This is a genomic window from Phaeovulum veldkampii DSM 11550 (assembly GCF_003034995.1).
Taxonomy (GTDB): Bacteria; Pseudomonadota; Alphaproteobacteria; order Rhodobacterales; family Rhodobacteraceae; genus Phaeovulum; species Phaeovulum veldkampii.
Genome location: NZ_PZKF01000044.1, coordinates 1 through 18,187 on the forward strand (window position 1 = coordinate 1; position 18,187 = coordinate 18,187).

The following is an 18,187-nucleotide window of genomic DNA, read 5'->3' on the forward strand; positions in this document are numbered from 1 at the left end:
CGGGCTAGCTGGCTGCCGCTGACCGGCTCGACCACGGGCACCAACCTGTTGCTGATGTTCGGCTATGCCACGCTGGCGCTGCCTTACATGTATCGCGCCGTCGATACCGGCCTGCGCACCATCGACATCGCCACCCTGACCGAGGCGGCGCAAAGCCTTGGGGCGGGCTGGGTGACCATTCTGGCGCGCGTGATCCTGCCCAATGTGCTGGTGGCGGTGCTGTCGGGGGCGTTTTTGACCTTCGCCATCGTGATCGGCGAATTCACCATGGCGGCGCTGCTGAACCGCCCGGCTTTCGGGCCTTATCTGCAACTGATGGGCGCCAACCGCGCCTATGAACCGGCGGCGCTGGCGGTGATCGCCTTTGCCATCACCTGGGCCTGCATGGGGCTGATCCAGTTGATCACCCGGTTCACCAACCACACCAAGGCGGCACGCTGAATGGCATTTCTCGACATCGAGCATCTGGAAAAATCCTTTGGCGCAACGAAGGTGGTCAAGGATTTCACGCTGGACGTGGAACAGGGCGAGTTCGTCTCGTTTCTTGGCCCCTCGGGCTGCGGCAAGACCACGACGCTGCGCATGGTGGCGGGGTTTGAAACCCCCTCGACCGGCACCATCCGCATCGACGGCAAGGATATCGTGCGGCTGCGCCCGAACCAGCGCAACATCGGCATGGTGTTTCAAAGCTATGCCCTGTTTCCCAACCTGACCGTGGCGCAGAACGTGGCCTTCGGGCTGAAGGTGCAGGGCGCCGACAAGGGCCTGATCCGCGAACGCGTGGCCGAAATGCTGGACATCATCGGTCTGCCGGAACTGGGCGACCGCTATCCGTTTCAGTTGTCGGGCGGCCAGCAGCAGCGCGTGGCGCTGGCCCGCGCGCTGGCGGTGCGGCCCAAGGTTCTGCTGCTGGACGAGCCGCTGTCGGCGCTGGATGCCAAGATCCGTATCAGCCTGCGCACCGAGATCCGGGCGATTCAGCAAAAGCTGGGGATCACGACAATCTATGTGACCCACGATCAGGAAGAGGCGCTGTCGATGTCGGACCGGATCGTGGTGATGCATGAGGGCATCGCCGATCAGGTCGGCACGCCGTTTGAAATCTACAACCAGCCGAAAACCCGCTTTGTCGCCAGTTTCGTCGGCACGCTGAACCTGCTGGAGGCCGAGGTGATCGACCCCGCCTCCGGCCACGTCCGCATCGGCGGCACCGAGGCGCGGCTGGGCCGCCCGCTGCCCGCGGGCCGCGTGACACTGGCCGCCCGGCCCGAAATGATCAGCCTTGGCGCGGCGTCTGGCCGGGAAACCGCTTTGCAGGGCCGCATCGTGGATGTCGATTTCCTCGGCTCGGTGATCCGGCTCCGGGCCGATGTGGCGGGCGCGGTGCTGGCGTTCGACACGTTCAACGATCCGCAGCGCGTGCCGCCGCGGATGGGCGATACCGTCACCGTGTCGCTGGCCGCGCGCGATCTTCTGCTGATCGGGGGCTGAGGGGGCTTTCCCGGAAGGCCCTGCCCCCGCTATATGGCGGCCATGAGCCAGAACCCTCCGAACCTCCGCCCTGACCTCGCCCGCGCCGAGGTGCCCGATGCCCGCCGCCCTGGCCAGCCGACCATCGGCATGGTCAGCCTTGGCTGCCCCAAGGCGCTGGTAGACAGCGAACGCATCCTGACGCGCCTGCGCGCCGAGGGCTATGCGATCAGCCCCGACTATGCCGGCGCCGATGCGGTGATTGTGAACACCTGCGGCTTTCTCGACAGCGCCAAGGCCGAAAGCCTGGAGGCCATCGGCGAGGCGCTGACCGAAAACGGCCGGGTGATCGTCACCGGCTGCCTGGGGGCGGAACCCGCCTACATCACCGGGGCGCATCCGCAGGTTCTGGCCGTGACCGGCCCGCATCAATACGAGGCGGTGCTGGATGCCGTCCACGCCGCGGTGCCGCCGCAGCCCGACCCGTTCATCGACCTGCTGCCCGCCACCGGCGTGAGCCTGACCCCGCGGCACTACAGCTATCTGAAGATTTCCGAGGGCTGCAACCACGCCTGCAAATTCTGTATCATCCCCGACATGCGCGGCAAACTGGTCAGCCGCCCGGCCCACGCCGTGCTGCGCGAGGCCGAAAAGCTGGTGGCGGCGGGCGTGCGGGAACTGCTGGTCATCTCGCAGGACACGTCGGCCTATGGGGTAGACCTGAAACACGCCAGCGACCGCGGCCACCGCGCCCATATCACCGATCTGGCGCGCGATCTGGGCAGCCTCGGTGCCTGGGTGCGGCTGCATTACGTCTACCCCTACCCGCATGTGCGCGATCTGGTGCCGCTGATGGCCCAAGGGCTGGTGCTGCCCTATCTGGACATTCCGTTCCAGCATGCCCACCCCGATACGCTGCGCCGGATGGCCCGGCCCGCGGCTGCGGCGAAAACTCTGGATGAAATCGCCGCCTGGCGCGCAATCTGCCCCGAGATTACCCTGCGCTCCACCTTCATCGTCGGCTATCCGGGCGAGACAGAGGCCGAATTCCAGACCCTGCTGGACTGGATGGACGAGGCGCAACTGGATCGCGTCGGCTGCTTTCAGTATGAAAACGTGGCCGGTGCCCGCGCCAACGCCCTGCCAGACCATGTGCCTGCCGAGGTCAAACAAGACCGCTGGGACCGTTTCATGGAAAAGGCACAGGCGATTTCCGAGGCAAAGCTGGCCGCCAAGGTTGGCCAGCGGCTTGAGGTGATCGTGGACAGTGTCGATGCTGAAGGCGCCACCTGCCGCACCAAGGCCGACGCGCCAGAAATCGACGGCAACCTGTTCATCGACGAGGGTTTCGAACCCCTCAGCCCCGGCGACATTGTCACCGTGACGGTGGACGAGGCGGGCGACTATGACCTGTGGGGGCGGCGGGATGCTGCGGCGGGCGTGCCACGAAAACTCCGCAAAGCTGTCCGATCCTTGCCCTTTGGGTTGTGCAGGCTGACCGCATTCGCGGCAGTGTGCGGCGCGGCATCAAGAACCGAGGTAGGGAATGCAAGTGATTCAACGCTATCTGGCCGTCGCAACACTGTCGATGCTGGCGCTTCCGGCGCTGACCACGTCGGCGCAGGCGGTTGACAGTTGCCGCGCGGTGCCCGCCGAAATCAGCGGCCCGATGCTGGCCCGCGTCAACGCCGAACGTCGCGCGCAGGGGCTGCGGCCGCTGCAACTGGATGCCAAGCTGACCCGCGCCGCACAAGGCCACGCCTGCGACATGGCGACCAAGGGCTTTTTCGACCACCACGGTTCAGACGGCAAGACCCCCAAGACCCGCGTCAAACGGGCCGGCTACCGGACCTGCCTGACCGCCGAAAACATCTCTTTCGGCTGGCGCTCGGTCGATCAGGTAATGCAGGATCTGATGCAAAGCCCCAAACACCGCGCCAATATCCTGCGCGGGTCGGTGCAGGAAATCGGCATCGGCTATGTGCCGCGCACGGGCAATCAGGGCCCATGGTGGGTGCAGGTGTTCGCCAACCCGTGCTGATCGCAACGCTGGACCTGTGGTCAGGCGCCTGTAGACTGCGCCCCGCAACAAGAGAGGCACACGATGGCCGACGCGCCCCAATGGCAATGCGTGATGATCGCCTGGGGCGAGAAATACGGCGTTTCCGACATCAACCGCCTGATCACGGCGATCGCAACGCACACTCACCGGCCCGCGCGGTTCATTCTGCTGTCTGACCGCCCCCGCCCGGGGCTGGATGCACGGGCCGAACTGCGGCCGATCCCGGATTTCTTTTTGCAACCGCGCTTCGTGACCGGGGGCTGCCAGGCCAAGCTGTGCCTGTTCGCGCCGGGCGTTCTGCCCGACGACCTGCCCGCCATCTACATCGATCTTGATACCGTGGTGACGGGCGATCTGAGCGCGGGGATCAACCTGCTGACCACCCGCCAAACGGTGCGCATCCTGCAAAGCGTGGTGCTGCCGCTGGGGTGGCCGGGGCGGCTGGTGTCGCGGCTGACCGGTGGGCGGCGCTATGCGCGAGGCAATTCCTCGGTCGTGATCTTTCACCCGGCCGAATGCGGCTATATCGCCGAACGGTTCCGCACGCTGCATGCCCAATATCCCGATTTCAGCTTTCGCCCGATGATCGCCGACGAACGCTTCATCAGCTGGGCCGCGCAAGCGGTGATCGAACCGATCCCGGCCAGTTTCGCGGTGAAATTCCCCGCCGAATTCATGGCGCGCAGTCCGCTGATTGCCCGCATCAAGGCGCGTCTGCCCTGGGTCCGGGCGCGGCGCGCCAAACTGGTCGCCGTCACGCTCTGCGGGATGTCGGTCAAGCCCGAGGCGCTGCTGCGCCTGCCCGAGGGCGCGCGTGTCAAAGACAGCAAGAACCGCGTCCTGATCTGGTCCGATGCCGTGATCGGCCGCACCCGCCGCGATATCTTGAACTTCTATCGCTAGACCGGCCCCTTCCCCTTGCCCCCCATCTCGACTACATAGCGCCCTGCAACCCCACCGGCAGGAGAGTTTTCATGGCGTCTTACCAGTATGTCTATCACATGGATGGCGTGTCCAAGACCTACCCCGGTGGCAAGAAATGCTTTGAAAACGTCCATCTGAATTTTCTGCCCGGTGTCAAGATCGGGGTCGTGGGCGTCAACGGCTCGGGTAAATCCACGCTGCTGCGGATCATGGCGGGGATCGACAAGGATTTTCAGGGCGAGGCCTGGGCCGCCAAGGGCGCGCGCGTGGGCTATCTGCCGCAAGAGCCGCAACTGGACCCGACGCTTGATGTGCGCGGCAACGTGATGCTGGGCGTGGCGCCGAAAAAGGCGATCCTGGATCGCTACAACGAACTGGCGATGAACTATTCCGACGAAACCGCCGACGAAATGGCGCAGTTGCAGGACACGATCGACGCGCAGAACCTGTGGGATCTGGACAGCCAGATCGACGTGGCGATGGAGGCCCTGCGCTGCCCGCCCGACGATGCGAACGTGGAAACCCTGTCGGGCGGCGAGCGGCGCCGGGTCGCACTGTGCAAGCTGCTGCTGGAAGCGCCCGACATGCTGCTGCTGGACGAACCGACCAACCACCTGGATGCCGAATCCATCGCATGGCTGCAAAAGCACCTGATCGAATACACCGGCACGATCCTGATCGTGACGCATGACCGCTATTTCCTGGACGACATCACCAGCTGGATTCTGGAACTCGACCGCGGCCGGGGCATCCCCTACGAGGGCAACTATTCGGCCTGGCTTGAACAGAAGGCCAAGCGGCTGCTGCAAGAGGCGCGCGAGGACAAGGCCAAGCAGAAGGTTCTGGAAAAGGAACTGAACTGGATTCGCGCCGGCGCCAAGGCGCGGCAGGCCAAACAAAAGGCCCGGATTCAGAAATACAACGAAATGGCCGGCCAGTCGGAGCGCGAAAAGCTGTCGACCGCACAGATCATCATTCCCAACGGCGAACGGCTGGGTGGCAAGGTGATCGAGGTCGAGGGGCTGAAAAAGCACATGGGCGACAAGCTGTTGATCGAGGATCTCAGCTTCAGCGTGCCGCCGGGGGCGATTGTGGGGGTGATCGGCCCGAACGGCGCGGGGAAATCGACGCTGTTCCGCATGATCACCGGGCAGGAAAGCCCGGACGAAGGCAACATCACGCTAGGCGATACCGTGCAACTGTCTTACGTCGATCAGTCGCGCGACGCGCTCGACCCCAACAAGACCGTGTGGGAGGAAATCTCGGACGGGCTTGAGGTGATCCATCTGGGCGATGCCGAAATGAACAGCCGCGCCTATTGCGGGGCGTTCAACTTCAAGGGCGGCGATCAGCAGAAAAAGGTGGGCCTGCTGTCTGGTGGTGAACGCAACCGCGTGCATATGGCCAAACTGCTGCGCTCGGGCGGCAACGTGCTGCTGCTGGACGAACCGACCAACGACCTGGACGTGGAAACGCTGCAGGCGCTGGAATCGGCGCTGGATGATTTCGCGGGCTGCGCGGTGATCATCAGCCACGACCGCTTCTTCCTCGACCGGCTGTGCACCCATATCCTCGCATTCGAGGGCGATGCGCATGTGGAATGGTTCGAGGGCAACTTCGAAGCCTATGAAGAAGACAAGATTCGCCGCCTTGGCCCCGACTCGGTCGAACCGAAGCGGGTGAAATACAAAAAGTTCACGCGCTGAACCCGGCCGGGGTGGGCCGCGCCCACCCCACCGGCAGCGGCAGTCGCCCGCCCCGCCCCCATGGCTGGTGGCAAGGGGGGGGCAAATCGGCTGTATTTGGCCGAACCCCCTCTTTGCATTGAAAATTTCTGCCTGAAACGGTAAACTTGCGTCAAAATCACAAGGCGCGCGGGCGGTCTTATGCTGATCTGCGGCCAAACAGAGGCGCGAGCGATGAAAAGACTTCTTCTTGTGGCAGTCGTTCTGGCCCTTCCGGTTCCGGCCTTGGCCGGGCCGGTTGACGGGGCCTGCATGCGGTCGGATCGCGGCGGCAACCGGGGCCTGTGCGGCTGCATCCAGCAGGTCGCCGACATGACGCTGAGCCGGTCGGACCAGCGTCGCGCAGCGGGTTTCTTCAAGAACCCCGACGAGGCACAAAAGGTTCGCCAGTCGGACCGCGCCAGCGACGAGGCGTTCTGGCTGCGCTACAAGAATTTTGCCGCCACCGCCGAAGCCTACTGCGGCGGCTGACGGTCGGGCGCCCGCAGGCGCCCGCCCCCGGCCATTGTGGCGCGGTCAGTTCGCGGGCTGGCCGTGCATCTGGCCCATCGGCGCGGCGGCAGGCATCCCCTGCCCCATCATCGGCATCCCGCGTTTCAGATCGACCGGCATCTGCACCGTCATCGGCCCGGCCTTCTCGAAGGTCAGCGTCACGGTCACGTTTTGTACCGTGTTCCAGCCCCGAACTGCAGGCCCAGAAACATCACATGGTCGGCGCCACGTTCCAGCACATGCTGGCCGCCCGCGGGGATGACAAATCCCTCGGGCACCTCGATCATCTGCATCACACCGTTGGCGTCGGCCTTGTGGGTGTGCAGTTCCACCTTGGCCGCAATATCCGACGCGGCAGACACCAGCCGGTCATCCTCGGCGCCGGTGTTTTCGATCACCATGAAGGCGGCGCCGGATTTCGACATCATCGCCGAGACGCGGGCGTAGGGATCGCTGATCACGATCTCGGCCAGCGCGGGAACCGCAAGGCCCAGTGAAAAGGCAATCGCCGCCGCAGTCAGAGTGTACTTGTGCAAGGTCATGGCCTGCTCCTGTCAAAAAATGGGTCTGAGGGTAGGGTCAGACCGCGGCAGGCGGGTCACGGGCGCGGGGCACGGCCCGCGCCTGCGACTGGGCCGCAGGCGGGTCGAGCCGCACCAGCCCCGCCACCCGCCCCAGCGGGCACCGGATATCGAGGGCGGCCTGATCCAGCGCGACCATCAGCGCCAGCACCATGTCGGGGCACAGATGCGCAGGCCCGACCGGCTGGCTATCGGTATCGACCACAACCGTGGTGACGCCGGCGCCGGTGCAGATCACCACCTCACCCGCAATCCGGGTCTGGCCGCGGGCCGCGGCCATGGTCAGGCTGGTTGCCGCGATCAGCAGCGCCAGCAAAAGGCCGAACAGGGGGCGCAGGACGGGGCCGGTCATGCCCCCTGTCTAGCGCGGATCGGCGCCCGCGCAAATGCAAAAGCCCCGCCGAAGCGGGGCTTGGCAGATCAGCGATCAGACAGGGATCAGGCCGCGGCTTGCGCCTTGGCGATCGCCTTCTTGATCTTCAGCGCGTTGAGCGACAGCTCCGCGTCATCAGCTTTGGCCAGAAAGGCATCCAGCCCGCCGCGGTGGTCAACCGAGCGCAGCGCCGCAGCCGAGATGCGCAGCTTGTAGGACTGGCCCAACGCATCCGAGATCAGCGTGACCTCGTTCAGGTTGGGCAAAAAGCGGCGACGCGACTTGTTGTTGGCGTGGCTCACGTTGTTGCCCGTCATCGGGCCTTTGCCGGTCAGTTCGCAAACGCGCGACATGGCTTCGTTCCTTCGTTTCCTCGGGCCGACACGCCCGGCATTCATACCATGATGGGGCACCGCGCGGCAGCACCCCGAATTCCGTTCGGGCGGGATACGGGCAAAGGGGGGCCGCGTCAAGCGATTCATTGCCTCCGCGCCCCGAATCGGGGGGCAGATCAGCCGCCGAGGCTGGCCAGCATTTCAGCCGCCGCCTGCGCCGGGGCAGCCCGGCCCGCCGCCACCGCATCGCCCAAGGCCCCCAACCGCGCCCGCACCGCCGGGTCGCGGGTCAGCCGCGCCAAAAGCCCTTCGCGAACCTCGGCCTCGAACCACTGGCGCGCCTGTTCGGCCCGATGGGCGGCAAAATGGCCGCGGTCACGGCGCCACTGCGCCAGCGCCTGCATCTCGGCCCAGGCCTGTGCCAGCCCGTCCTCGGCCAGCGCCGACACCGGCAGCGCCTTGGGAAAGCCCTCGGGATCTTGCGGGCGCTTGCGCAACAGGCGCAGCGCGCCGGCATAATCCGACACGGTGCGCAGCGCGGCGGGCTTGAGGTCGCCATCGGCCTTGTTCACCAGAATCAGGTCGGCCATCTCCATGATGCCACGCTTGACGCCCTGCAACTCGTCGCCGCCCGCGGGCGCCAGCAGCAGAATGAACAGATCGGCCATCTCGGCCACCAATGTTTCCGACTGGCCCACGCCCACCGTCTCAATCAGCACCACGTCAAATCCTGCCGCCTCGCACAGGCTGATCGCCTCGCGCGTACGGCGCGCGACGCCGCCCAGATGCGCCTGGCTGGGCGAGGGGCGGATAAAGGCAGCAGGCTCTCGGCTCAGCCGATCCATCCGGGTCTTGTCGCCCAGAATCGACCCGCCCGACCGCGCCGACGACGGATCAACCGCCAGCACCGCCACCCGCAGCCCCTGATTGACCAGCATCAGCCCAAAACTTTCGATGAAAGTCGATTTGCCCACGCCGGGCGTGCCCGACAGACCGATCCGCAGCGCCTGCCGCCCGGCGCGTGCTGCCGCCTCAAGCACCGCCAGCGCCGCAGCGCGGTGATCGGGGCGCGTGCTTTCCACCAGCGTGATGGCGCGGGCCAAGGCCCGGCGGTCGCCCGCAATCAGGGCGGTGGCAAGATCGGGTTGCTGCATCGCATCGCCTTCCGCGTGACAGAACCGTCAGAAATCGTGACGGTGCGCAGGGTTTCTTGCCCCCAGGAAACGGTATATGTCCAGAGCCAAGCTTGCCCCGCGTTCCGTTTTTGCAAGGTGCCCCATGACAATGCCTTCCCGTTTCCCGCCCCGCGCCGGCGTTCTGGCTCTGGCCGCGTTGCTCAGCCTTTCCGCAGCTCCACTGGCCCGCGCCGATCAAAGCGACCAGATGGTGTTTGACCTGACGCTGAAGGGGCTAACCGCCGGGCGGCTCAGCGTTTCGGGCCGGATCGAGGGCGGCAGCTATGCCGCAAAGGGCACGCTGCAAAGCGCCGGGCTGATCGGCGCCTTGCGCAAGGTGCGCTATGATGCCGACGTATCCGGCAGCGTCCGGGCCACGCGGTTCACGCCCGCGCGTTATGCCGAACGGGCCGACACCGGCAAGCGCGAGTCGGAATCGGTGATGGACTACAAGGCCGGCGTGCCACAGGTGCGCGTCTACAACCCGCCGCGGCAACCCCGGCCCGGTGACATTGCCCCCGCCACACAGGGCGGCACGATTGACCCGCTGACCGCGCTCTATGCCACGCTGCGCGATGTGCCCGCGGCGCAAGCCTGCAATTCCACCGTCGTTCTGTTCGACGGGCGCCGCCGCAGTCAGGTGACGTTGGCCGCCGCGAAGGCGGATGGCGAAGGGCTGCAATGCGCGGGGGAATATCGCCGCCTGGCCGGGTTTTCAGACAAGGAGATGGCCGACAAGACGCGCTTCCCGTTTCGGCTGGTCTACAAACCCGCAGCCAACGGCATGATGCGGGTGGTCGAGGTCAGTATGGACACGATCTATGGCAAAGGCGCGCTGAAACGGCGATAAGTCAGGCGTGAGTATCGCCCTGCCCATCGACACGGTCCTGCCCGACCTGCGCCTGGCGCTGGCCGCGCACGGAACCGCCGTGCTGGTCGCGCCCCCTGGCGCGGGCAAGACGACGCGGGTGCCGCTGGCGCTGCTGGATCAGGTCGCAGGGCGCATCCTGATGCTGGAGCCGCGCCGCCTTGCCGCCCGTGCCGCCGCCGAGCGCATGGCCGAGACGCTGGCCGAACCGGTGGGGCAGACCGTGGGCTACCGCATCCGCGGCGAGGCGCGGGTGGGCCGCGCCACCCGGATCGAGGTGGTGACCGAGGGCATCCTGACCCGGATGATCCAATCCGACCCCGCGCTTGCCGGTGTGGGCTGCGTCATTTTCGATGAATTTCATGAACGATCCTTGAACGCCGATCTGGGCCTTGCACTGGTTTGGGAGGCGCGTTCGGCGCTGCGCCCCGATCTGGCGGTGGTGGTGATGTCGGCCACGCTCGATGCGGCTCCGGTGGCGGCGATGCTGGGCGATGCCCCCGTTGTCGTGTCGGAAGGGCGCGCCTATCCGGTCGAAACCCGCTGGCTGCCCCGCCCCGTCGCAGCCGGCATGCGACTGGAACCCGCGGTGGCGGGCCTTGTGACGCAGGCGCTTTCGGAAACCGAGGGCGGGGTGCTGGTATTCCTGCCCGGCGAGGCCGAAATCCGCCGGGTCGAGGCGCTGCTGGCCGCGCACCTGCCCGCCGAGTGCGTGCTGCGCCCGCTCTACGGCGCGATGGATTTTGCCGCCCAGCGCGCCGCCATCGCCCCCGCCGCCAGCGGGCGCAAGGTGGTGCTGGCAACCTCGATCGCCGAAACCTCGCTGACGATTCAGGATGTGCGGGTGGTGGTCGATGCGGGCCGGGCGCGGCGCGCGCGGTTCGACCCGGCCTCGGGGATGGCGCGTCTGATCACCGAACGCGTCAGCCGCGCCGAGGCCGAACAGCGCCGCGGCCGCGCGGGCCGGGTGGCGCCAGGCGTCTGCTACCGGCTCTGGACCAAGGGCGAAGAAGGCGCCCTGCCCGCCTTTGCCCCGCCCGAAATTGCCGTGGCCGATCTGGCGGGGCTGGCGCTGGAACTGGCGATCTGGGGCTCGGACGGATCGGATCTGGCCTTCCTGACGCCGCCCCCGGCCCCGGCACTGGCCGAGGCGCGGGCGCTTTTGGCGGGCTTGGGCGCGCTGGAAGGCGGGCGCATCACCGACCATGGCCGCGCGCTGGCCGCCCTGCCGCTGCACCCGCGGCTGGCGCATATGCTGGTGACCGCCGGCCCCGAGGCCGCCACGCTGGCCGCGCTGATGTCCGAGCGCGACCCGATCCGGGGCGCATCGGCCGATCTGACGCTGCGGCTGGCCGCGATCCGCGACCCCAAGGATTATGAGGATAGCCACCCCCATGTCGTGCATCGCGGCACGGTGGACCGCATCCGCGCCGAGGCGAAACGGCTGGCCGCCCTGGTGCGCCGCGGCGCGCGCGGCTACACCCTGCCCGAGATGGCGGCGCTTGCCTATCCCGACCGGATCGGGCTGCGCCGCAAGGGCGAGGCGCCGCGGTTCGTGCTGTCAGGTGGCAAGGGCGCGGTGGCCGCAGAAACCGACCCTTTGGGCAAGGCCCGGCTGATCGTGGCCACCGATCTGGATGGCGACCCGCGCGAGGCGCGGCTGCGGCAGGCCATCGTGCTGCCCGAAACGGCGCTGCGCGGCCTGTTTGCCGACCGGATCGGCTGGCACGATGTGTGCGAATGGTCGCGCCGCGAGGGCCGCGTGCTGGCGCGCCGTCAGGAACGCCTTGGTGCGCTGGTGCTGGATGACCGGCCTTGGCCCGACGCCCCGCCCGAGGCGCTGGCGCGCGCCGCGCTGGAGGGGATGCGCCTGTTGGGCCTGCCATGGTCCGACGCGGCGGCGCGGTTTCGCGCGCGGGTGGAACTGTGCCGCAAGGGCGGCGCCGATCTGCCTGATTTCACCGATGCCGGCCTGCTAAACCGCGCCGAGGATTGGCTGTTGCCACATCTGGCAGGCAAACGGACCGAGGCCGACCTGCGCAACCTTGATCTGACGCAGGCGCTGCACGGCGCGCTCGGCTGGGATCAGACGCAACTGGTAGACCGGCTGGCGCCCGCGGCCTTTACCACACCGCTGGGTCGCCGCGTGCCGATCAACTATGAGGGCGCCGCGCCGGCGATCGAATTGCGCCTGCAAGAGGTGTTCGGCGTGACCGAACACCCCTGCGTCGGGCCGAGCCGGCTGCCCCTGCGCATCACGCTGTTGTCACCCGCCGCCAAGCCGGTGCAGGTGACAATGGACCTGCCCGGCTTCTGGGCCAATTCCTATGCCGATGTCCGCAAGGACATGCGTGGCCGCTATCCCCGCCACCCCTGGCCCGAAGACCCGCGCGAGGCCGAGCCCACCACACGCGCCAAGCCCCGCGGAACCTGACGCCAAGCACAACAGCAAGGGCCGCTGTGTTTCAAAGCGGCGTGCGACAAACCCCAACGGCGCGCGGATCAGACCGTCAGCGGCCCGTCACAGCTCCATCTCCCCGGACGCCGGGGGCAGCGACGCGGGCTTGCGGCGGATCAGGATATCGCCGTTGGGCAGCTTGACCGGGGCCTCGTAATTCTTGATGTCGCCGATCATCCGCGCCAGATCGCGGAAAGCTGGCTCGAACTCGGCCATGGCCTCGTCAAAACCGCGCTGAATCTCGCCCAGCGACGGCTCGATCTCGTCGATCAGGCCACGAAACAACAGCTTTGCCCCCTCTTCCATCAGACTGAAACCCTTGCCAACCTCGCCGTCAAGCGGGGGCGCAGGCTCGACAGGGGCAACAGGGCCTTCGGCCAAGGCGGGCACGGCCAGAAGCAGCAGCGACAGGGCAAGGGCAAAACGTGTCATAGGGTCATCATACCCGATTCCCGCCCGATGTGCAGCGGTCAGAACGAAATATCGACGCTGACGGGAAAATGGTCCGACGCGGTCAACAGCGCCTCGCGCAGATCGGCATCAGCATAGCAGGCGGGGTCGTCGAACGGGTGCCAGATGCGCCATTTCGGCCCTCGCGCGCAGAGATCGGGCGAGAGCATGACAAAATCCAGCATCGCCGAAAAGAACTGCCCCTCCTCGTCCAGATAGAACCGGGCCGAGGCTGGGGTGGCCAGCGTCGGGTGGCCGCAGGCAGGGGCCGCGTGCGGGTCGGCCAGACGCAGTGCGGGCAGCGCCTCCTCGCCCAGAACAATCTCGATGCCCGAGCGGCCAAACAGCTTTTCATATTCGTCCAGCCCCGGCCCATCGTTGAAATCGCCCAGCACGACCAGACTGTCCCCCGCCATCAGATGCGCCGCAACGCGCCCGCGCAGCCAGATGCATTGCGCCAGTTGCTTGCGGCGGTTTTCGATCGCCAGCCGGATTTCAGCCTCAGGGCTGATCCCCCCGCGCGGCGCTTTTGATTTGATATGCACCCCGATCAGCCGCAGCTGCGGACCCGATTTCAGCGTCAGCGCCGCCTCCAGCGGCGGCTTGGTAAAGGTGACGGTATCGGGGTTGCCGTCAGTGTTCAGGTCGATCAGAAAGCTGCCGTCAAACCGATCCGGCCCGAAATCGCTGCCCATCGGGTCATGTTCGGCGGACACCACCTGGGGGTCATAAAGCAGTGCGATTTCCTGCTGGGTGTGGTTGACAAACCCCATCATCGCCCGATGCGTCCGCAGCCCAAACCGCGCGGCGAACCGCTCCAGCATCGTCACCGTATTGCGGCGCTTGTTCATCTCGGGTGCCTCGACCACCAGCACCGCATCCGCATCCAGCGCGCAAAAAACCCGCCCCAGCGCCGCCACCTGCTCGCCGCAGGTCACGTTGAACCGGCCCGAAGGCGCGTCATCGGCCATGAACTGACCATGTCGATCGAACAGATTGGAGAACCATTCGACATTATAGGTGGCTATCCGCATCGGTCCCCCTGTCAGGCGGCGCGGCGCGCGCTGATCTCTTCCCAGGCGCGGTTCAGCGCCATGATCCGCGCCTCGGCCAGTTTCACCGCCTCGGTCGGCAGGCCGCGGGCGATAGCGCGGTCGGGGTGGCCCTCATGCACCGCCGCGCGCCAGGCAGCGCGGATCTCGGCCAGCGGCGCCTCGGGGGTTACACCCAGCACCCGGTAGGGGTCCGGGTGGCTGTCGGCGGCAAAACGTGCGCGCAACGAATCAAAGCAGCACGCCTTTAGCCCGAAGATGCGCGCCACCTCGGCCAGAAAGATGTCCTCGGCCGCGTGATATTCGCCATCGGCCAGCGCAATGGTGAACAGCCCCTCCAGCAGATCATGCAGCACCGCATCACCCGGCCCGAACATCGCCGCGATCTTGCGGGCATAGGCATCGAACCCCGCCACATCGGTGCGGGCAAGGTTGAAGACACGGGCGGCATTGGCCTCCTCGCCCGGCGGAATGGTGAAAATCGCACGAAACGCTGCCACCTCGTCGCGCGTCACCTGTCCGTCAGCCTTGGCCATCTTGGCCCCCAGCGCAATGACCGCGATGGTAAAGCCCACCGACCGCTCGGGCGGTGTGCGCAGGCGCTCGAATATGACCGACAGGCCCTCGCCTCGGGCAAGGGCCGACACGGCCTCGGAGATACGGGTCCAGATCGACATGGGGGCAGCATAGCGGCCCCGTCCGGCGCTGTCAGCGCGTCAGAGTGTTTTCTGCATCAGCACAAGATCAAGCCAGCGGTCGAACTTGCGCCCGACCTCGGCCATCCGCCCTGTCTCGACAAAGCCCAGCGCCGCATGAAAGGCGATGCCTGCGGCATTTTCGGCCGACACCCCCGCCACCAGAACATGGCAGCCGCCAGCCCGCGCGTGCCCCTCCAGATGCGTCATCAGCGCGCGGCCAAGGCCCCGCCCCCGCGCCTCGGGCGCAAGGATGACCGTGTGCTCCATCGCGTGAACATAGCCGTTGCCGCCGCGGAACTGGGCATAGCTGGCCAGCCCCAGAACCTGCCCGCCCGCCTCGGCCACAAAAAACTCGCATCCCGCGGCACGCCTGCTGCCGATCATCGCGGCCAGCCCCTCGGGCGTCTTTTCCTCGCTGGAAAAAGTCACCGTCGTGTCGCGGATGATCGGGTTCCAGAATCCAAGGATCGCGGGAAAATCGGCCGGTTCCGCGGGTCGGATCATCGCACAAACCTCCGGGCGTCGGGCGCCCCTGCCCTTTCAACTTGGCCCAAATATCCTCGGGGGGAGCCTTCGCAGCCTTGGCTGCGAAGGCCGGGGGGCAGACAGCCCCCCGCCCGCCCTCAGCCCTTGCGCGCCGCGCGGATCAGATCAAGGATCTCGCGCGCGGCAGCCGGAATGTTGGTGCCCGGACCAAAGATCGCCTTCACGCCCGCGCCCTTGAGGAAATCGTAGTCCTGCTGCGGGATCACCCCGCCGCAGATCACCAGAATATCTTCGGCCCCCTGCGCCTTCAGCGCCTCGATCAGCTTGGGCGCCAGCGTCTTGTGGCCGGCGGCCAGCGACGAGATGCCGACCACATGCACGTCGTTGTCCACTGCATCCTGCGCGGCTTCCTCGGGGGTCTGGAACAACTGCCCCACATCCACGTCAAAGCCGATGTCGGCAAAGGCGGTCGCGATCACCTTGGCGCCGCGGTCGTGGCCGTCCTGACCCATCTTGACGACCAGCATCCGGGGCCTGCGGCCCTCTTCCTCGGCAAAGGCCTCCACGTCGCGCTGAATCTGGGCAAAGCCGTCGTCGCCCTCGTAAGCGGCGCCGTAGACCCCGGCCAGCGTCTTCACCTCGGCCCGGTGGCGGCCAAACACCTTTTCCATCGCCATGCTGATTTCCCCCACAGAGGCCCGCGCCCGCGCCGCATCGACCGCCGCGCCCAGAAGATTGCCGCCCTCGGTCGCGCGGCGGGTGATTTCGTCCAGCGCCGCCTGGCAGGCTGCCTCGTCTCGCGCCGCCCGCATCGCGGCCAGCCGGGCGATCTGACTTTCGCGCACCGCCACGTTGTCGATATCAAGAATGTCGAGATGGTCTTCCTTGGCCAGCCGATACTTGTTGACGCCCACGATCACCTCTTCGCCGCGGTCGATCATCGCCTGACGACGCGCGGCGGATTCCTCGATGCGCAGCTTGGGCATGCCGCTGGCCACCGCCTTGGTCATGCCGCCCATCGCCTCGACCTCCTCAATCAGCGCCCAGGCCTTTTCGGCCAGTTCGTTGGTCAGGCTCTCGACGTAATAGCTGCCCGCCAGCGGATCGACGACCTTGGTCACGCCGGTTTCCTCTTGCAGGATCAACTGGGTATTCCGGGCGATCCGGGCGGAAAACTCGGTGGGCAGCGCAATCGCCTCATCCAGCGCGTTGGTGTGCAGCGATTGCGTGCCGCCCAGCGCCGCCGCCAGCGCCTCGTAGGCGGTGCGCACCACGTTGTTGTAGGGGTCTTGTTCCTGCAACGACACGCCCGAAGTCTGGCAATGCGTGCGCAGCATCAGGCTGCCGGTTTTCTGCGGGTTGAATTCCGACATGATGCGGTGCCACAGCATCCGCGCCGCCCGCAGTTTCGCGGCCTCCATGAAGAAATTCATGCCGATGGCGAAGAAGAATGACAGCCGCCCCGCGAATTCGTCCACGTTCATGCCGCGCGCGATTGCCGCGCGCACATATTCGCGGCCGTCGGCAAGCGTGTAGGCGAGTTCCTGCACGAGGTTCGCACCCGCCTCCTGCATGTGATAGCCGGAAATCGAGATGCTGTTGAATTTGGGCATTTCTTTCGCGGTGTATTCGATGATGTCCGCGATGATCCGCATCGAGGGTTCGGGCGGATAGATATAGGTGTTTCGGACCATGAATTCCTTCAGAATATCGTTCTGAATGGTCCCTGACAGGGCGGCGCGCGGCACGCCCTGTTCCTCGCCGGTGACGATGAAATTGGCCAGAACCGGAATCACGGCGCCGTTCATCGTCATCGAAACGCTGACCTTTTCCAGCGGGATGCCGTCGAACAGGATCTTCATGTCCTCGACGCTGTCGATTGCCACGCCCGCCTTGCCCACATCGCCCACCACGCGCGGGTGATCGCTGTCATAGCCGCGGTGCGTGGCCAGGTCGAAGGCCACCGACACGCCCTGCTGACCGGCGGCCAGCGCCTTGCGGTAAAAGGCGTTCGACGCCTCTGCGGTGGAAAAGCCCGCATATTGCCGGATCGTCCAGGGACGGCCCGCATACATCGTGGCGCGCACGCCGCGGGTAAAGGGGGCGATGCCGGGCATCTCGCCCATCTGCGGCAGGCCCGCCACATCTTCGGCAGTATACAGCGGCTTGACCGCGATGCCTTCGAGCGTGTTCCAGGTCAGGCTGTCCAGCGGCCGGTCGCGCAATTCCTTCTGCGCAAGCCGCGCCCAATCTGCTGTCTTGTCGGTCATCGTTCCGTCCTTCCTGTTTTGCCGGTCGCGGCGGCATGGCCTGCGGTTGCGGCGAAATGGGTGCCCGTCTGGCCAAGCGGCCGGGCCGGTTCATGGGTCTGGCGCCCCGGCAGGGCGCACAGGCTGCCCGCCTGCCGCGGCAGAACGCGGCTGGCGGGTGAAGAATTTTCAACAAATCGGGTGCATCGGGCTTTGCCCCGGCCCGCCCCCACCCCTATATCGAGGACAGGAGGAACCCGGATGATCCCGACGCTGATCCTTGTATTTTCGACGGTTTTTGCAACTGCCGCCTTGGCGCAAGGGGCGCCGGGCGCGCCAGATGCCCCCGCCGACATCACCGGCACCGAGACGGGCTTCACCCCGATTGCAGCCGATACGGTCGATCTGGCCTCGTTCCTCTGGGCCAGCCGGCCCATCGTGGTTTTCGCCAACACACCCGCCGACCCCGCCTTTGCCGAACAGATGCGGCATCTGGAGGCGCGCTGGCCGGAACTGGCCGCGCGCGATGTGGTGGTGATCACCGACACCGACCCCGCCGCCGCCTCGGCCCCGCGCCAGAAACTGCGCCCGCGCGGCTTTTCGGTGGTGCTGATGGAAAAGGACGGCACCGTGGTGCAGCGCAAACCCTCGCCGCAAGACGGGCGCGAGTTGATCCGCATGATCGACAAGATGCCGATCCGGCGCGAGGAGATGCGCGCAATCAGGTAGGGCCGCGCGGACAATTCCGCACGCCCCCCCTGCCCCGCCC

Annotated in this window: 20 protein-coding genes; 10 read left to right on the forward strand and 10 right to left on the reverse strand. The window is 66.6% G+C overall.

What is annotated here, in order from left to right:
* The 7 genes from C5F46_RS13855 to C5F46_RS13885 form a co-directional block, all read left to right on the forward strand.
* Nucleotides 1-441 (forward strand): ABC transporter permease (locus C5F46_RS13855; RefSeq protein ID WP_146160236.1); only part of this gene is annotated, 441 nt, incomplete at its 5' end.
* Nucleotides 442-1,491 (forward strand): ABC transporter ATP-binding protein, encoded by a 1,050-nt coding sequence (locus C5F46_RS13860; RefSeq protein ID WP_107325934.1) that lies wholly within the window; start codon nucleotides 442-444, stop codon nucleotides 1,489-1,491.
* Between the two features lie 42 nt (nucleotides 1,492-1,533).
* Nucleotides 1,534-3,102 carry a 30S ribosomal protein S12 methylthiotransferase RimO gene (rimO, locus tag C5F46_RS13865; RefSeq protein ID WP_235820178.1) on the forward strand — a complete coding sequence of 523 codons (1,569 nt, stop codon included), beginning with the start codon at nucleotides 1,534-1,536 and terminating at the stop codon, nucleotides 3,100-3,102.
* On the forward strand, nucleotides 3,017-3,511 hold the full coding sequence (locus C5F46_RS13870) for a CAP domain-containing protein (RefSeq protein WP_107325948.1): 495 nt from the start codon (nucleotides 3,017-3,019) through the stop codon (nucleotides 3,509-3,511). Before rimO ends, C5F46_RS13870 begins: the two co-directional genes overlap by 86 nt.
* Before the next feature lie 63 nt (nucleotides 3,512-3,574).
* Entirely contained in the window at nucleotides 3,575-4,435 is an 861-nt protein-coding gene (locus tag C5F46_RS13875; protein WP_107325935.1) for a hypothetical protein, read from the forward strand.
* Nucleotides 4,436-4,506: 71 nt separating this feature from the next.
* Entirely contained in the window at nucleotides 4,507-6,162 is a 1,656-nt protein-coding gene (ettA, locus tag C5F46_RS13880; protein WP_107325936.1) for an energy-dependent translational throttle protein EttA, read from the forward strand.
* A 213-nt stretch (nucleotides 6,163-6,375) separates the two neighbouring features.
* Nucleotides 6,376-6,672 carry a hypothetical protein gene (locus tag C5F46_RS13885; RefSeq protein WP_107325949.1) on the forward strand — a complete coding sequence of 99 codons (297 nt, stop codon included), beginning with the start codon at nucleotides 6,376-6,378 and terminating at the stop codon, nucleotides 6,670-6,672.
* Between the two features lie 45 nt (nucleotides 6,673-6,717).
* Here C5F46_RS13885 and C5F46_RS16725 read toward each other — a convergent pair whose 3' ends face one another.
* The 5 genes from C5F46_RS16725 to meaB form a co-directional block, all read right to left on the reverse strand.
* Entirely contained in the window at nucleotides 6,718-6,861 is a 144-nt protein-coding gene (locus tag C5F46_RS16725) for a hypothetical protein (protein ID WP_181317757.1), read from the reverse strand.
* Nucleotides 6,858-7,235, reverse strand: coding sequence for a copper chaperone PCu(A)C (locus C5F46_RS13890; RefSeq protein WP_181317758.1), 378 nt, complete (start codon nucleotides 7,233-7,235; stop codon nucleotides 6,858-6,860). The genes C5F46_RS16725 and C5F46_RS13890 overlap by 4 nt, the downstream gene beginning before the upstream one ends.
* 37 nt (nucleotides 7,236-7,272) lie before the next feature.
* Nucleotides 7,273-7,626, reverse strand: coding sequence for a hypothetical protein (locus C5F46_RS16730; RefSeq protein WP_168796879.1), 354 nt, complete (start codon nucleotides 7,624-7,626; stop codon nucleotides 7,273-7,275).
* Between the two features lie 86 nt (nucleotides 7,627-7,712).
* Nucleotides 7,713-8,000 (reverse strand): 50S ribosomal protein L28, encoded by a 288-nt coding sequence (gene rpmB, locus C5F46_RS13900; protein ID WP_107325938.1) that lies wholly within the window; start codon nucleotides 7,998-8,000, stop codon nucleotides 7,713-7,715.
* A 158-nt stretch (nucleotides 8,001-8,158) separates the two neighbouring features.
* The gene (gene meaB / locus C5F46_RS13905) at nucleotides 8,159-9,136 is read right to left on the reverse strand and encodes a methylmalonyl Co-A mutase-associated GTPase MeaB (RefSeq protein ID WP_107325939.1); all 978 of its coding nucleotides are present in this window, start codon (nucleotides 9,134-9,136) and stop codon (nucleotides 8,159-8,161) included.
* Nucleotides 9,137-9,260: 124 nt separating this feature from the next.
* Between meaB and C5F46_RS13910 the strand changes: the two genes are divergently transcribed.
* Together C5F46_RS13910 and hrpB are read left to right on the forward strand one after the other, a co-directional pair.
* Nucleotides 9,261-10,007, forward strand: a complete 747-nt coding sequence (locus tag C5F46_RS13910; protein ID WP_235820179.1) for a DUF3108 domain-containing protein — start codon at nucleotides 9,261-9,263, stop codon at nucleotides 10,005-10,007.
* 7 nt (nucleotides 10,008-10,014) lie between these two features.
* Entirely contained in the window at nucleotides 10,015-12,459 is a 2,445-nt protein-coding gene (hrpB, locus tag C5F46_RS13915) for an ATP-dependent helicase HrpB (RefSeq protein ID WP_107325941.1), read from the forward strand.
* A gap of 87 nt (nucleotides 12,460-12,546) precedes the next feature.
* On the opposite strand, the gene C5F46_RS13920 is transcribed toward hrpB, so the two are convergent.
* The 5 genes from C5F46_RS13920 to scpA form a co-directional block, all read right to left on the reverse strand.
* Entirely contained in the window at nucleotides 12,547-12,915 is a 369-nt protein-coding gene (locus C5F46_RS13920) for an AAA+ family ATPase (protein ID WP_107325942.1), read from the reverse strand.
* Between the two features lie 38 nt (nucleotides 12,916-12,953).
* A complete protein-coding gene (locus C5F46_RS13925) occupies nucleotides 12,954-13,967 on the reverse strand; it encodes an endonuclease/exonuclease/phosphatase family protein (RefSeq protein ID WP_107325943.1) in 1,014 nt (337 codons plus the stop codon).
* Nucleotides 13,968-13,978: 11 nt separating this feature from the next.
* Nucleotides 13,979-14,662, reverse strand: a complete 684-nt coding sequence (locus C5F46_RS13930; protein ID WP_107325944.1) for a molecular chaperone DjiA — start codon at nucleotides 14,660-14,662, stop codon at nucleotides 13,979-13,981.
* Nucleotides 14,663-14,701: 39 nt separating this feature from the next.
* Nucleotides 14,702-15,187 (reverse strand): GNAT family N-acetyltransferase, encoded by a 486-nt coding sequence (locus C5F46_RS13935; RefSeq protein ID WP_107325945.1) that lies wholly within the window; start codon nucleotides 15,185-15,187, stop codon nucleotides 14,702-14,704.
* A gap of 119 nt (nucleotides 15,188-15,306) precedes the next feature.
* Entirely contained in the window at nucleotides 15,307-17,439 is a 2,133-nt protein-coding gene (scpA, locus tag C5F46_RS13940) for a methylmalonyl-CoA mutase (protein WP_107325946.1), read from the reverse strand.
* Nucleotides 17,440-17,679: 240 nt separating this feature from the next.
* Between scpA and C5F46_RS13945 the strand changes: the two genes are divergently transcribed.
* Nucleotides 17,680-18,147, forward strand: coding sequence for a DUF4174 domain-containing protein (locus C5F46_RS13945; RefSeq protein WP_107325947.1), 468 nt, complete (start codon nucleotides 17,680-17,682; stop codon nucleotides 18,145-18,147).
* Nucleotides 18,148-18,187 lie beyond the last annotated feature (40 nt).